This window comes from Aeromonas sp. 160P, assembly GCF_055193095.1.
Genome location: NZ_JBUXKV010000001.1, coordinates 3,062,511 through 3,077,141 on the forward strand (window position 1 = coordinate 3,062,511; position 14,631 = coordinate 3,077,141).

At 57.0% G+C, this 14,631-nt stretch carries 10 protein-coding genes; 6 read left to right on the forward strand and 4 right to left on the reverse strand.

Going from position 1 to position 14,631, the window contains the following annotated elements; genetic code table 11:
• The first annotated feature begins 24 nt into the window (after positions 1 to 24).
• The 6 genes from ACY8FN_RS14330 (at position 25) to ACY8FN_RS14355 (ending at position 7,135) form a co-directional block, all read left to right on the forward strand.
• Positions 25 to 1,707 carry a methyl-accepting chemotaxis protein gene (locus ACY8FN_RS14330; RefSeq protein ID WP_463100379.1) on the forward strand — a complete coding sequence of 561 codons (1,683 nt, stop codon included), beginning with the start codon at positions 25 to 27 and terminating at the stop codon, positions 1,705 to 1,707.
• Between the two features lie 10 nt (positions 1,708 to 1,717).
• A complete protein-coding gene (locus ACY8FN_RS14335) occupies positions 1,718 to 2,251 on the forward strand; it encodes a chemotaxis protein CheW (RefSeq protein WP_463100380.1) in 534 nt (177 codons plus the stop codon).
• On the forward strand, positions 2,251 to 3,111 hold the full coding sequence (locus ACY8FN_RS14340; protein WP_463100381.1) for a CheR family methyltransferase: 861 nt from the start codon (positions 2,251 to 2,253) through the stop codon (positions 3,109 to 3,111). The genes ACY8FN_RS14335 and ACY8FN_RS14340 overlap by 1 nt, the downstream gene beginning before the upstream one ends.
• Positions 3,108 to 4,178, forward strand: coding sequence for a protein-glutamate methylesterase/protein-glutamine glutaminase (locus tag ACY8FN_RS14345; RefSeq protein ID WP_101324834.1), 1,071 nt, complete (start codon positions 3,108 to 3,110; stop codon positions 4,176 to 4,178). Before ACY8FN_RS14340 ends, ACY8FN_RS14345 begins: the two co-directional genes overlap by 4 nt.
• A 13-nt stretch (positions 4,179 to 4,191) precedes the next feature.
• Positions 4,192 to 5,418, forward strand: coding sequence for an EAL domain-containing response regulator (locus ACY8FN_RS14350; protein ID WP_463100382.1), 1,227 nt, complete (start codon positions 4,192 to 4,194; stop codon positions 5,416 to 5,418).
• A gap of 85 nt (positions 5,419 to 5,503) precedes the next feature.
• Positions 5,504 to 7,135 carry a methyl-accepting chemotaxis protein gene (locus tag ACY8FN_RS14355; protein ID WP_463100383.1) on the forward strand — a complete coding sequence of 544 codons (1,632 nt, stop codon included), beginning with the start codon at positions 5,504 to 5,506 and terminating at the stop codon, positions 7,133 to 7,135.
• 413 nt (positions 7,136 to 7,548) lie between these two features.
• On the opposite strand, the gene ACY8FN_RS14360 is transcribed toward ACY8FN_RS14355, so the two are convergent.
• The 4 genes from ACY8FN_RS14360 to ACY8FN_RS14375 form a co-directional block, all read right to left on the reverse strand.
• A complete protein-coding gene (locus ACY8FN_RS14360; protein WP_463100384.1) occupies positions 7,549 to 8,085 on the reverse strand; it encodes a cell division protein ZapC in 537 nt (178 codons plus the stop codon).
• Between the two features lie 89 nt (positions 8,086 to 8,174).
• Positions 8,175 to 9,185 (reverse strand): quinone-dependent dihydroorotate dehydrogenase, encoded by a 1,011-nt coding sequence (gene pyrD / locus ACY8FN_RS14365; protein ID WP_042023386.1) that lies wholly within the window; start codon positions 9,183 to 9,185, stop codon positions 8,175 to 8,177.
• Positions 9,186 to 9,262: 77 nt separating this feature from the next.
• Complete coding sequence (locus tag ACY8FN_RS14370; RefSeq protein ID WP_463100385.1) at positions 9,263 to 14,101, reverse strand: NAD-glutamate dehydrogenase; 4,839 nt, start codon at positions 14,099 to 14,101, stop codon at positions 9,263 to 9,265.
• A gap of 278 nt (positions 14,102 to 14,379) precedes the next feature.
• Positions 14,380 to 14,601 carry a DUF2835 domain-containing protein gene (locus tag ACY8FN_RS14375; protein WP_042023382.1) on the reverse strand — a complete coding sequence of 74 codons (222 nt, stop codon included), beginning with the start codon at positions 14,599 to 14,601 and terminating at the stop codon, positions 14,380 to 14,382.
• Positions 14,602 to 14,631 lie beyond the last annotated feature (30 nt).

The window sequence follows — 14,631 nt, forward strand, 5'->3', positions numbered from 1 at the left end:
AACCGGATTAACGGAGTCAAAACCATGGACTGGTTCCACAACTTGCAAGTCAGAACAAAACTGGTGTTTTCGTTCTCCATCCTGATGGTGCTGCTGGTGGCGTTGACCGTGACCAGCTACAGCTCCACCAAAACCATGTCACAACTGGTTGTCAATATGCATGCCAACCAGCTGCTACCGATCAAGGACATTGCCACCGGCAATCTGTATGCCGTGTATCAAAACCGCGCCCTTTATCGCTATATCGGTGAAGTCGATCCTGATTTGAAAGATCAGTCCTTGGTCAACATGGACAAGTTTGAAAAGGAGATGTGGGATTCGCTGGCCAAATACCGCAAAACCTACCTCACCCAGCGGGAAATTGACCTGCTCTCCCGCTTCGATCAGGCATGGGCTGTGTACAAGGGATATCAAAATGACATCCTCAGAGTGGCCCAGACTCAGGGAATTGATGCCGAAGCAGACCGCAAATCCTACCGCATGATGAGCGATAAGGGGCGCCCTGCCTTCGATTTAGCAGATGAAATACTCACCGAGCTGGTTGAGGTCAACACCACCCTGGCAAAGAACTCGCTGGACGAGAGCCAGGATATCTATCAGGAGAATCTGCAGCTCCTTCTGGTGATATCGGTGACGGCATTTATCATCTGCCTGCTGCTCGCCCTGCTGGTGACTCGCAGTATCTTGCGCCAGCTGGGGGGCGATCCCTCCTATACCGTGCAGGTTGTCTCCCGGGTTGCCAATGGCGATCTCTCCACCCCGGTCAAGTTGCGGGCCGATGACACCTCCAGCCTGCTGTTTGCCATCAAGAGCATGGCCCATCGCCTCTCTGATACCCTCAACGAAGTGGGCGCCATGTCGGAGGCCATCGGTTCGGCCTCCGAGCAGGTTGCCGCCACCGCCAACTCCCTCTCCCAAACTGCCTCGGAGCTGGCATCCAGCGTCGAGCAGACCAGCGCTTCGGTTGAAGAGATGGCCGCCACCGTGAGCCAGAACGCCGACAACGCCAAGGTGACCGAAAATATCTCCACCAAGGCCGCCAGCAGTGCCACCGACAGTGGCAAGGCGGTCGGTGAGATGGTACATGCCATGAAAGAGATCGCCTCTCGCATCACGGTGATCAACGACATTGCCAATAAAACCGACCTGCTGGCCATCAATGCCGCCATCGAAGCGGCGCGGGCCGGTGAACACGGCAAAGGGTTTGCCACCGTGGCGGCCGAGGTCAGAAAACTGGCTGAACGCTCGCAAAATGCCGCCAAGGAGATTGGCGAGCTGGCGAGCCGTTCGGTCAGCGTGGCCGAACAGGCGGGCACCCTGCTGCGGGAGATGCTGCCCGGCATCGATCAGACCGCCACCCTGGTGCAAGAGATCGCCTCCGCCTCTCGCGAGCAGCGGGCCAGCGTTTCGCAAATCAATATCGCGGTGACCCAGATCAGCGATGGCATGCAGGCCTCTGCCGCCTCCGCCGAGGAGCTGAGCTCCACCTCGGAAGAGCTGAGCTCCACCGCCCTGCAACTGCAGGAGCTGATGCAGCAGTTCACCCTGAGGGGAGGCAACAGTCGTCAGCCACAGCCGTTCCACGGTTCACACTATGTGGCCAAACCCGTGAGCCCGAAAAAGAGCGCCCTCAGCCAGCATCCACACTTGCACCACGACGATGATCTGGAACAAGCCGTGGATGATGGCAAGTTCACCAACTACTAGGAGCTGGCATATGCGCACCAAACTTGCTCCTGAGACCACCACCTCCCACTTCCACTGCGTGACCTTCATGCTGGGGGGGGAGTTATATGGGGTCGATATCAGCTGCATCCGTGAAATCATCGAGTTCGAGGGGATGACCCCGGTGCCCATGATGCCGCGCTTCGTCAGGGGGATCATCAATCTACGGGGCGCCGTGGTGCCCGTTATCGACCTCTCCATCCGCTTCGGACGGGCCCAGACCGAGCTTAAACCGACCACCTGTGTGGCGATCCTCTCCCTGTCAAACTGCAGCGGCGAAGATCAGGAGATCGGCATGCTGCTCGATGCCGTGTGTGAAGTGCTGGAGATCGCCACCGACACCATAGAGCCCGCCCCGACCTTTGGCGCCCATATCCGGGGGGATTTCATTCAGGGGGTGGTGACCATCGCCCAGCAGTTCGCCATTTTGCTCGATATGCAAAAAGCCCTCTCCATTGCCGAACTCAGCGCCATGGCGGAGGCGTCCACCAGCCAGCTGTTCAATCTCGAGCAAGGGGGATGCTAGTGGCATCACTCGTCACACCGGAACAAGGGCTGGTGCTTAGCCAAAAGGAGTTCGATCTGTTCCGGCGCTTTATTCTGGCTACCGCCGGCATCGACCTTGCGCCCGGCAAGCGCGCGCTGGTGCAATCGCGGCTGGCCAAACGATTGCGTACACTCAACATCAGCAGCTACTACAGCTACTGGGAGCGGATCAATCAGCCCGCGGAGGCCAATGAGCGGCAAATTGCGATCAATCTGCTCTCGACTAACGAAACCTATTTTTTTCGCGAAGCGCAGCACTTCAGCTGGCTGAAACACTATTCGCAGCAGCTGCGGGCCAATCGCCACCAGCCGCTGCGCATCTGGTCTGCCGCCTGCTCCACCGGCGAAGAGGCTTACTCTGCCGCCATGGTACTGGCGGAACAGCTGGGCATTAACGAACGTTGGCGGATCTACGGGACCGACATCAATACCCGGGTGATCCCCATTGCCCAGCGCGCCATCTATACCGCGGAACGGGCCCGGCACGTCCCCCCCCATTTGTGGCTGCGCTATTTTCAACGTGGCCATGACGAATACACAGGCAAGATCCGGGTCAGACCGGAATTGGCCAAAAAAGTCTCCTTCTCTAACCTCAACCTGCTCAGCTGTAGCGACTTTGTTGAGCGGGATTTTGACGTGATCTTTTTGCGAAACGTACTGATCTATTTCAATGAAGCGACCAAGGCGCGCGTGCTGTCACAGTTGTGCGACCTGCTCAGGCCCGGTGGCTATCTGCTGGTTGGCCACTCGGAGATCATCCGCCAGCAAGATCTGCCGTTGGAACAGGAAGCCCCTTCTCGTTATCGCTGCCAGGATGCCCTGGCCAAGGATAATGTATGACGATACGGGTATTGATCGTGGACGACTCGGCCCTGGTGCGAGAGGTGCTCACCCAGATGCTGGACAAAGCCCCCGATATCGAGGTGATTGGCGCTGCGTTTGACCCCATTTTTGCGATGCAGCAGATGAAGAAATGCTGGCCAGATTTAATCATTCTCGACATCGAGATGCCCAGGATGGATGGCCTCACTTTTCTCAAGAAGATCATGACCGAACGCCCGACCCCAGTCATCATCTGCTCCTCCCTGACCGAAGCGGGGGCCGCCGTCACCCTGGATGCCCTCTCGGCAGGCGCCATCTCCATCATCACCAAACCGGCTGTCGGCATTAAAAGCTTTCTGCAGCAATCGGCCAATGAGCTGATCCAGGAGATCCGGGGCGCGGCCAATGCCAAATTACGTAACCTGCTCCCGGCCCACCAGCCCGCAGGCTTCGTGCCCGCCCCCAAACGCAGCGCCGATGCCATGCTCTCTCCCCCGCCCGAGCGGATCAAATTCAAAACCACCGAACGGATCATTGCGGTGGGTACCTCGACCGGAGGCACCCAGGCGCTGGAATATCTGCTGACCCGATTGCCCACCAGTTGCCCGGGGCTCGCCATCGTCCAGCACATGCCCGCCAAATTTACCGCCTCCTTTGCCGATCGGCTCAATGGTATCTCCCAGTTGGAAGTGAAAGAGGCAGTGACCGGCGATCGCCTGCTGCCAGGGGTCGCGCTGATTGCCCCGGGCGGCAAGCATCTGCTGATCCAGCGCAGCGGCGCCCAGTATCTGGCCGAAGTGAAAGAGGGACCACCGGTCTCCCGCCACTGCCCGTCGGTGGATGTGCTGTTTCGCTCGGTGGCGGTCAGTGCGGGTCACAATGCGCTCGGGGTCATCATGACCGGCATGGGTGACGATGGTGCCCGTGGTTTGCGGGAGCTGCACGACACCGGCGCCCGCACCATTGCCCAGGATGAAGCCAGTTGTGTGGTATTTGGCATGCCCAAAGAGGCGATAGCCCACGGCGGGGTCGATGAAGTGATGTCACTTTCGCAGATAACACAGACGCTCGCGCGTCCGGATTAACAGGGGATTAGCTATGTTATTAGCGCAATGGCAGGGCCGCTGTGCCCTGGTGGTCGATGACTCACGCACCCAGCAATACGAAGTGACCTGCCTGCTGCAGGAGCTGGGCTTTGGCCAGATCCATGTTGCCAACGATGGCCAGGATGCCCTCAACAAACTGCAACAGATCGATCATGTGGATCTGCTACTCACCGACCTCAATATGCCCGGCATGGACGGGGTGGAACTCATCAACCAGCTGGAAAAAAAGACCAACTACCAGATGTTTATCGCGGTCATGAGCGCCGTCGATCGGGATGTACTGGACGTGATCCACTCCATCGCCGATGCCGGCACGCTGGAAGTGATCGGGGTGTTGGCCAAGCCACTGAGGAAAAGTGATTTGTACGGCATGCTCCAGCATTGCGATCCCTTGAAACACCGCAAAAGCAACAACTGGATGCAACTCAGCTTTACCGTGGAGGATGTACAGCAGGCGCTGGATAGTGGCCAGTTGGTCCCCTTTCTGCAGCCCAAGATCGCCATGGTGGACTCCAGTCTCTACGGTTTTGAAGCGCTGGTTCGCTGGCGTCACCCGGAACACGGGGTGCTGCCGCCGCTCTGTTTTGTCCATCATCTGGAACAGGGGCCGCTGGCGCTGGACTTTTTCTACGCCTTTTTACATGCCACCTGCGAGGCATTGAATAGATTAACTACCCTGCCTGCTCCCATCAGCTGTTCCATTAATATGCCGGTCACTCTGCTGACCACCGATAAATTGGTCGAGAACATGGTCAATATTGTTCAGGCGCATCAACTGCCCTGCAACGCCATTATTATCGAAGTAACCGAAACCACGGTTATGTCAAACCTTGCCATGTCGTTAGGCACGCTGGCACGACTGAGATTACGTGGATTTGGCGTCGCCATGGACGATTATGGGACTGGCTATTCCTCCATGAAGCAGTTATCTCGCTGCCCCTTTACCGAGATCAAGATTGATAAAGAGTTTGTCCACGATGCCCATACCAGCCCCAAGAAGTTGGCTATATTGACCTCCGCGATCGTGATGAGCCAAAAACTGGGGCTTAAGACAGTGGCCGAAGGGGTTGAAAGCGAAGAGGACTGGCAACAGCTGGCCATACTGGGCTGTGAACTGGCACAGGGATATTACATCAGCCGCCCTCTGCCGCTGGACCAAATTGAAAACTGGTTTGCCGAATGGCAAGCCAGATCAACCAAACCGGCCAGACCATATTGAATTTGTCCCCTGACCAAGGGGAAATAGTACAAAAGCAGTCGCTTTATCACTGCAAGGAACGCTCACCATTAGCATGAGGCTATCTATGAACAATCTAATCCGTCAGTTTTCCATTAAAGTGCGATTGATAATCTCATTTTTACTGGTGAACCTTATCCTGATCGGGGTGGGGTTATATGGCAAACAAAATACCAGCGTTATAAACGACATGTTGAATGAGATGTATATCAACAACCTCACCCCCATCAAGGATCTCGCCAACGCCAATATGCAGGCGATCTACCATAACCGCTCACTGTTTGATTATGTTATCGAACCAACCCAGGCCGGGATGGACAACATTGCCCGTGAAATGGATGACTACGAGCAACAAATGCAGACGTTGCTCAATAAATATCGCGCCACCGAGCTGACCGATACCGAGAAAGCCACACTGGCGCAAGCGGATCGGGCATGGCCTATCTACAAAGAGAGTGCCAAAAAGGCCATGGCCGCCAGCTATGCCAACGATAACGACACCGCCGTCAAATTGATGAAAGGCGAAGCCGCTACCAATTTCAAAGTGCTCGACGACCAGCTCAGCAAGCTGGTGGAATTCAATGAACAACTGGGCACCAAAGCCTATAACGACAGCGATGTGGTCGTCGCTGATCTCACTGCCACGACCTACACCATTCTCACCCTCTCTGTCATCTTGTCCCTGCTGCTGGGTTGGCTGCTGAGCAACAGCATCAACCAGCCACTGGCCAGCATCATGGAAGAGATCAAACAGCTGGCCGCCGGTTATCTCACCGCGAAAGACAACGCGGAAGGCAATGATGAACTGACCCAGATGCAGCACTCGATGATCAACGCGCGCCGCAGTCTGCGCGATATCGTCTCGACCATGCAGCATGCCGCCGAAGGGCTCACTGCCAGCTCCTCTCAGCTGGTCGCCGCCGCGCAGCAAGTCAACACCAGCTCCCAGCAGCAGTCGCTGGCTACCGCCAATACCGCCGCCTCGGTGGAAGAGTTGACCACCTCGGTCTCCCAGCTCTCCTCCTTCGCCAATCAGGCCAATACCGTGGTCATGGAGTCTGGCGAGATTGCCCATGCCGGGGAAGTGCAGGTCAAGCGGGCCTCTCAAGAGGTGGTGCGGGTAACCGCAGCGGTCAATGACTCCGCCAAGCAAGTTCAGGGGCTGTTTGATGACATCACCCGGATCAGCCAGATCTCGGTGATGATCCAGGGGGTTGCCGACCAGACCAACCTACTGGCGCTGAACGCCGCCATTGAAGCAGCCCGCGCCGGTGACATGGGGCGTGGCTTTGCAGTGGTGGCGGATGAGGTGCGCACCCTGGCCGGCCGTACCACGCAAGCAACCCAGGAGATCAACGAGATGCTGCAGTCGATCCAGCAAGGGGCGACCGGCGCGGTGAAAGGGATGAATACCTGCGCCGACAGCATGGATACCGTGCGGGAGACCACGGATCACTCCAGCAACACCATGGCTCAGGTCGATCAGAGCTCACGCAAGGTGGTTGGCCTTATTCAGGAGATCAGCTCCATGCTCCATGAACAGGCAGCGGCCAGCCAGCTGATTGCCCAATCCGTCGAAGAGATCACCCAGATGTCAGTGGAGAACGTGGCAGCGGCCGAGAGCGTCAACCACGATGCATCCCAGCTCACCGACATCATTCAACAGCTGGATCAGGGGATCCGCTTCTTCAAAGTATAAGCAAGCAGACAGACCACAAACCGACGGGTTTGTGGTCTGTTCAAGCAGCCTCATCGATTCAGGTTCCATTGGTTCAGGTTCCGTTTATTCAAGTCGCATTGGTTCAAGTAACAGTTTCAGTACTCTGGTTTTATTACTCTGGTTTCAGTGCTCTCCAGTCTGAAAATTGTGAGTGACAGAGGTTGTGGCGGGAATAATATCCCGCCACTTTTTTTTGCTGCATTAATGAAAAGGAAGTGAAGAGGAAGGCACGCTGATCTGTTGGGAAAGCGGCGAGAAATGACCGACAGAGGGAGAATCTACAGAAGATGCAGGGGGCTCTAGCAAACCGAATAAAGCAAATGGCAAACAAAACAGCGTTAAGGCAAGAGCATCGCCCACCATAACCGCAAGCGGGTTAACAGCACACCGACTTAACTGACCTGACGATATTGCTCGGTCACGGTAATACGCGGTTTCATCCGGTTATTCATCACCTTGATCACCCCAAAACGGGGCAAGGTTTTACTGGTGGTCAATACCAGATCGGCAGTGAGGTTCAAACAGACGCTGGCCTGCTCCCCTACCTCAATAATCATAAATTCCCCGTTACCCTGTGGGGTATTCATCCAGACCAGATCACCGTTTTGCGGGATCACCAGCGGATGCTGTTCACTAAAAAACCAGCTTTGCGGCATCAGGGGTTTATAAAAGCGACTGACAGCGATGGCATTGAGCACCATTTGCACCTGATGGGGAATAGTCCAATCAAGTTCGGCTGCTTTATCCATCAACTGATAATAGAGGGCGGCATCATCGACACAAAAAGGCTGGGTAGCAAAGGAGCTGGGCACCAATTGCCGCCCTTTATACTCGGTCGCAAATAACATGTTATCAGACAGGTCCAACATCAGACGGTCACTCTGGGCATCATAGTGCCATTGCCAGCTATCGGTCGGTTGGATAAACATGTTGGAGCCCTTGCTTGATATTTCGTCTATCGACTTTATTCCATGTCGATAAAATCAGCAACATCAAATAAAGGGCTCCACCCTATTTCTTATATATTGGTCACGATCTCTTTGACCAGACCCGGTCCTTTAAAAATAAAACCGCTATAAATTTGCACCAGACTGGCACCTGCGGCCAATTTTTCACGGGCAGCCATGGCACTATCAATACCACCTACCCCGATAATTGGCAGCGCACCATTTAGCGCCTTGGCCAGATGACGGATCACCTCGGTGCTCTTGTGTTGCAGTGGACGACCACTCAGGCCACCCGCTTCACCGGCGTGGGGCATGTCATAAATCATCTCGCGCTCGAGGGTGGTATTGGTAGCGATCACACCATCGATGCCATTGCGCACCAGCGAAGCGGCAACCTGATCTATTTCTTCAAGGCTCAAATCCGGGGCAATTTTAACCGCCAGCGGCACATACTTTTTATATTGGGCGGCCAGCTCTTGCTGACGCACCTTGAGGGCCGCCAGCAATTCATCCAGCGCCTCGCCATATTGCAGCGAACGCAAACCGGGGGTGTTGGGGGAAGAGATATTGACGGCAATATAACCGGCGTGATCATAAACCTTGTCCATGCAGATCAGGTAATCATCCTTGCCCTGCTCGATGGGGGTATCTTTGTTCTTGCCGATATTAATGCCGATCACCCCCTGATATTTGGCCTCTTTCACCTTGGCCACCAGATGATCCACCCCCTTGTTGTTGAATCCCATCCGGTTGATGATCCCCTCTGCCGGAATAACCCGGAACAGCCGAGGCTTGTCATTGCCGCTCTGGGGTTTGGGGGTGACAGTACCTACCTCGATAAAGCCAAATCCCATGGCGCCCAGCGCATCTATGCACTCACCATCTTTATCCAGACCCGCCGCCAACCCCAGCGGATTGGCAAAAGAAAGCCCCATGACAGTGACGGGGCGTTTGGGTAAATTCTGGCGGAAGAAACAATCGAGTGGCGTACCGAGAAGACGGGGCAAATATTTCATGGAGAGATCGTGAGCCTGCTCCGGATTGAGCTTGAACAGGAAATGCCTGGCGATGGGGTACAACATCTTTGCTCCTTAAAGAAAGCCCCGGCAACTGGCCGGGGCTTTGGGTGTAATGCCGGTATCATGCCTTAATCTGGCAATTAAAGTGCCCGGCAATTCAACTGGAGCAGGTTCAACTCTCGCAAGGCCACCGAGAACTTGGCGAACTCGTGGGTACTGGTGGTCTTGAAGTCGGCCAACATATGGGTCCAACGGGACAAGAGTTGCTCATGCTCCGAAATCCAGTCGGCCAGTATGGTAGCGCATTCTCCCTGATCTTTGCACCCTTCCAGTACCACAGAAGTGAGACTGCGTTGCTGCCAGTCCAGATCTTCGCGGAAGGAGGCCCGCGCCATCGCCTGCCAGTGGTTGCCGACCGGCTGATGGTTGATCTGGTCGAGGAACCAGTGCAGATCCAGTTTGGCCCCGAGGCGATAGTAGACATTGGCGGCAAGCAGGATATCGGTCTGGTGCTCTGCGGCAATCTGCGCCAGATCCAGGCAGGAGAAGAGACTGCTCATATGAGCGACCTGACGGGCAATGGCCTCAGGCACCTGTTTCTCCATCCATTTGGCAACAGCCTGACGATGTTCTGCCACTTCGCTCTCATCCATCACCTCGTAGAGGTGCTTCCCTAAGGTCTCGAACGCCGGGCGGAAGAAGGCGATGTTTTCGCTGATGCTCCAGCTGCGATTGCGGGCGCGCAGGAACCAGCGGGTGGCACGGCGCACGATGCGGCGGCTGTAGAACATCAGCTCGAGCTGAGTCTCTGCCCCCACCAGGTTGTCGCACCCTTCGATATCGCGCCACAGCTGGTTCATGCCAAACACTTCGCGGGCCATGGCGAAGCAGCAGGCCACTTCCGCCACCGAGGCACCGGTCTCGTCCTTCATCCGGCTGGCAAAGTTGAGCCCCATGTCGTTGACCAGCATGTTGGCCACCCGGGTGGCGATGATCTCGGAGCGCAATGGGTGATCGGCCAGTTGGGCACCAAACTGCTGCTGCACCTTGGCCGGGAAGCTGGTAACCAGCATGTTGGCGAGGAAGGGCTCGTCGGTCACTTCCGGGCAGTTGAGCTGCTCTTTCAGTACCATCTTGCCGTAGGCCACCAGCACCGCCAGTTCGGGTCGGGTCAGCCCCTGCCCTGCCGCCATCCGCTCGGAGAGCTCCTCATCAGAGGGCAGGAACTCCAGCGCACGGTCCAGCTTGCCTTCCCGCTCCAGCCCCTGAATAAAGCGCTGTTGCTCTTTGAGCTGCTCGGTGCCACGGAAGCTGGTGACCGAGATGGACTGGGACTGGCGGTAGGCGTTGGTGATCACGATCTGCGCCACGTCGTCAGTCATCTCATAGAGCATCTGGTTACGCTGCTTGAGGGTCAGATCCCCGGCAGCCACCAATTGGTTGAGCAGGATCTTGATGTTCACCTCGTTGTCGGAGCAATCCACCCCGCCCACGTTGTCGGTAAAATCGGTGTTGATGCGACCGCCCTGGCTGGCGAACTCCACCCGTCCGAGCTGGGTAAAGCCAAGGTTGCCCCCCTCGCCGACGATGCGGGCCCGCAGATCACGACCATTGACCCGCAGCGCGTCGTTACTGCGATCCCCGACTTCGGCATCGCTCTCCCGAGCGCTCTTCACATAGGTGCCGATGCCGCCATTCCACAGCAGATCGACGTTGAGGCAGAGCAGCGCCTTGATCAGCTCGTTCGGCGCCATGCTGGCCTTGTCGCTGCCAAGCAGGGTCTGGATCTCGGGGCTGAGCTTGATGGACTTGGCGGAGCGCAGGAAGATCCCGCCCCCGTGTGATATCAGCTCGCGGTTGTAGTCATCCCAGCTGGAGCCCGGCAGATCGAACAGACGCTGGCGCTCGACAAAACTCCTGGCCGCATTCGGGGTCGGGTCGATGAAGATGTGCATGTGGTTGAAGGCGCCCACCAGCTGAGTGTGTTCAGAGAGCAGCATACCGTTGCCGAACACATCCCCCGCCATGTCGCCAATCCCGACAGAGGTGAAGTCGGTGGTCTGGCAGTTGACGCCGATCTCGCGAAAATGGCGCTTGACCGACTCCCAGGCGCCGCGGGCGGTGATCCCCATCTTCTTGTGGTCGTAACCGACCGAGCCGCCGGAGGCAAACGCATCGCCGAGCCAGTGGCCGTATTCGAGGCTGATCTCGTTGGCGATGTCGGAAAAAGTCGCCGTGCCCTTGTCGGCGGCGACCACCAGGTAGTAGTCATCCTCGTCGTGGCGTACCACGGATTTTGGCGGGATCACTTCGCCGCCGATGATGTTGTCGGTCACATCGAGCAGGCCGCGAATAAACAGGCGATAGCAGGCCTTGCCCTCCTCCTGAATGACGGCGCGGGTTGCCCCCACCGGCATCTGTTTGCAGTAGAAACCACCCTTGGCCCCCACCGGCACTATAACTGTGTTCTTGACCTGCTGGGCTTTCACCAGCCCCAGCACCTCGGTGCGGAAGTCCTCCTTGCGATCAGACCAGCGCAGGCCGCCACGGGCCACCTTGCCCCAGCGCAGGTGCACCCCTTCCACTCGTGGCGAGTAGACGAAGATCTCGAATTTGGGCAGCGGCAGCGGCATGTCGGTGATGCTGGAGGGGGCCAACTTGAAGGAGATGTAGGGCTTGATGTGGCCCGCTTTGTCGCGCTGGTAGTAGTTGGTGCGCAGGGTGGCGTCGATCATCTCCACATAGCGGCGAATGATCCGATCGTCATCAAGGTTGGCCACCTGATCCAGCTTGGCGGCAAGCTCCTCGTGCAGCTTGGCTTCTGCCTGGGCGTCCTGTTTGCCAGCGGGGTCGAGGCGCTGCTCGAACAGGGTAAACAGCTGCTGGGCGATCTCGGGATAACGGGTCAGGGTCTCCTCGATATAGGACTGGCTGAAGGAGACGCCGGTCTGGCGCATATATTTGGCGTAGGCGCGCAGCACCGAGACCTGACGACCGGTGAGACCCGCCCCCAGCACCAGCCGGTTGAAGCCGTCATCTTCCAGCTGCTTGTTCCAGATAGCGGCAAACGCCTGCTGGAAGCGCTGCTGGCTCTGGGCCAGATCAAAGGGCTGCTCACCACGCAGCAGCATGGAGAAGTCGAGGATCCAGAACAGATCGCCACTCGGGGTGCGAACCTGATACGGGGTTTCACCGATCACCCGCAGCCCCATGTTCTCCAGCATCGGCAGCACGTCGGAGAGGTGAATGGGCTCGGTGCGATGGAACAGTTTGAGCCGTACCCGACGGTCGTTCTCCTCCTCCTGCGCGCGGTAGAACAACATGCCCAGCGGCTCGGCTTCGCTCAGGTTATCGAGCGCCATAATGTCGGCCACGGCAGAGCCCGGCAGCACATCTTCCTTGTAGGCGCGGGGGAAGGCGGTGCTGAAACGGCGGCGCAGCTCGTTGCCACGGGCCTCGCCATAGTGGGAGAGCAGCACGGAGTCGAGTCGGTCGTCCCAGCTGCGGGCCGCTTCAATCAGGTTGTTCTGTACTTCGTTCACATCCACATCCACGTTGTTGTTGTTGACCCGCACTATGTAGTGGGTCCGCGCCAGCACGCCCTCGGTGAAGTAGACGTTGAACTCCACATCGATGTCGCTGCCAAAATACTTTTGCAAAATTTGCTGGGTCTTGATCCGTAGTGCGGTGTTGTAGCGCTCCTTGGTGACATAGACCATGCAGGAGAAGAAGCGACCGTAGACATCCCGGCGCACGAACAGCCGCAGCATGTCCCGCTCCTGCATCTCCAGCACCCCGAGACCGGTGGCCAGCAGCTCATCTTCGCGAGCCTGGATCAGCTCGTCGCGGGGATAGGTTTCCAGCACGTTGAGCAGCGCCTTGTAGGCGTGGGAGCCCTTTTCGTGACCGGAGGCGGCCATGATGCGCTCGAGGCGATGGCTGATGAGCGGGATCTGGGTCGCGCTGGTGTTGTAGATGGAAGAGGCGTAGAGGCCGATGAAGCGATCTTCCCCCACCACCTTGCCATGCTCGTCAAAGCGCTTGATGCCGATGTAATCCACATAAGCCGGACGGTGTACCCGGGACTTGCTGTTGGATTTGGTGAGGATCAGCAAGTCAGAGCTCAGGGCGGCATGACGGGCGCTGGCAGGCATGTTGCCAAGGCGCTGGCCCACCTCCTTGATGGAGTTCTTCATCAGACCGAGGCTGGAGCTGGCCTGCGGCAGGATCTCGTGATCCCCCTCCACCGCCTTGACGTCGTAGCGGCGATAGCCCATCAGGGTGAAGTTGTGGGCAGCCACCCATTTCAAGAAGGCGACGCAGGAGGCGACCTCCTCCTTGCTGACCGGGCTCTTGCGCTTGGGCAGCTCGTCGATGATCTCATTGAGTTTGGCCAGCATCGGCTGCCAGTCGCCGACCGCCAGCGCCACTTCACCGGCCACCGAGTTGAGCTCGGCAGCCAGCGCGGCCATCTGCTCCTCGCTGGTGAGGTGGTCGATCTCGATAAGGAAAGCGGTTTCGACCGAGGTCTGCCCGTCGGTGTTGCCGAGCTCCAGAATGGCGCCAATCTTGCCATCCTCGCCACGAATGAGGTGCAGCGGTTGGTGCAGCATCATGTGGGCAGTGATATTGAGCCGCTTGAGCGCCATGCGGATAGAGTCCACAAGGAAGGGGGAGTCCTGCAGGATCACCTCGACGATGGTATGGGGCGATTGCCAGCCGTGACGGGTCAGCTCGGGATTGTAGACCCGGATATAGGGGTCGGTGCCGGTACGCTGATTGAGGGCATTCCACAGGCTCAGGGCCGCGCCGTAGAGATCGCTGTCATTGCGATCGTGCAGATCGGAGCTCGCCATGTTGCCGTAAAACTTGGCAACAAAGCGCTCGACCAGAGAGGCACTGTTTTTGGGCAACTTCTGATGGATCAGGCTGAGAACGTTTTCGAGCAGAACTGAGGTAGGGGCGTCTTTCAATGCCATTTTTATATTCCTTATCGGACGACATTAACCACCGACGCAGAGGTAACCACCCTGGTTACCCGCTGGTGCAGAGTTGTTGCGAAGTGTAATGGCTTGGATAAGGGAAGGCGAGGATAGGTGCTAACGAGATGTTAAAAACAAGGTACAGATCACGGCTTAAACTGTGAGAAATTTTGCAAATAACCAAAAATACAGAAATTCCCACTACCTTTGTGCCAGTTTACCGGATAGATAGTGACGCAAAGCAGATAAACAGTCGGTAATCTGTTCGATTTTTGTTAATTTATGCGTTCGAGACTGATAAAGCGGTAATCATCCTGGGTTTTCAACCGAAAGTAGCCATGCACACCATTGATGGCGACAAAGGGCCGTATTTTTTCTATGCCAAGTTCCAGGGTCAACCCCTGTTCGCTGCGCACCACCAGCCGTTTGGCATGGCCCTGATACATCAGCATCACCTCATCGCTGCTCAATGAGAGCCGAAAAGTAAACTGCTTCACGCTTGCTCCTGATCACCCGGCAAATCACAT

Excerpts from the sequence above, each read along its gene's own strand:
- ACY8FN_RS14330 (WP_463100379.1), top strand. The coding sequence starts at position 25 with ATGGACTGGTTCCACAACTTGCAAGTCAGAACAAAACTGGTGTTTTCG.
- ACY8FN_RS14335 (WP_463100380.1), top strand. The coding sequence starts at position 1,718 with ATGCGCACCAAACTTGCTCCTGAGACCACCACCTCCCACTTCCACTGC.
- ACY8FN_RS14345 (WP_101324834.1), top strand. The coding sequence starts at position 3,108 with ATGACGATACGGGTATTGATCGTGGACGACTCGGCCCTGGTGCGAGAG.
- ACY8FN_RS14350 (WP_463100382.1), top strand. The coding sequence starts at position 4,192 with ATGTTATTAGCGCAATGGCAGGGCCGCTGTGCCCTGGTGGTCGATGAC.
- ACY8FN_RS14355 (WP_463100383.1), top strand. The coding sequence starts at position 5,504 with ATGAACAATCTAATCCGTCAGTTTTCCATTAAAGTGCGATTGATAATC.
- ACY8FN_RS14360 (WP_463100384.1), bottom strand. The coding sequence starts at position 8,085 with ATGTTTATCCAACCGACCGATAGCTGGCAATGGCACTATGATGCCCAG.
- pyrD (WP_042023386.1), bottom strand. The coding sequence starts at position 9,185 with ATGTTGTACCCCATCGCCAGGCATTTCCTGTTCAAGCTCAATCCGGAG.
- ACY8FN_RS14370 (WP_463100385.1), bottom strand. The coding sequence starts at position 14,101 with ATGGCATTGAAAGACGCCCCTACCTCAGTTCTGCTCGAAAACGTTCTC.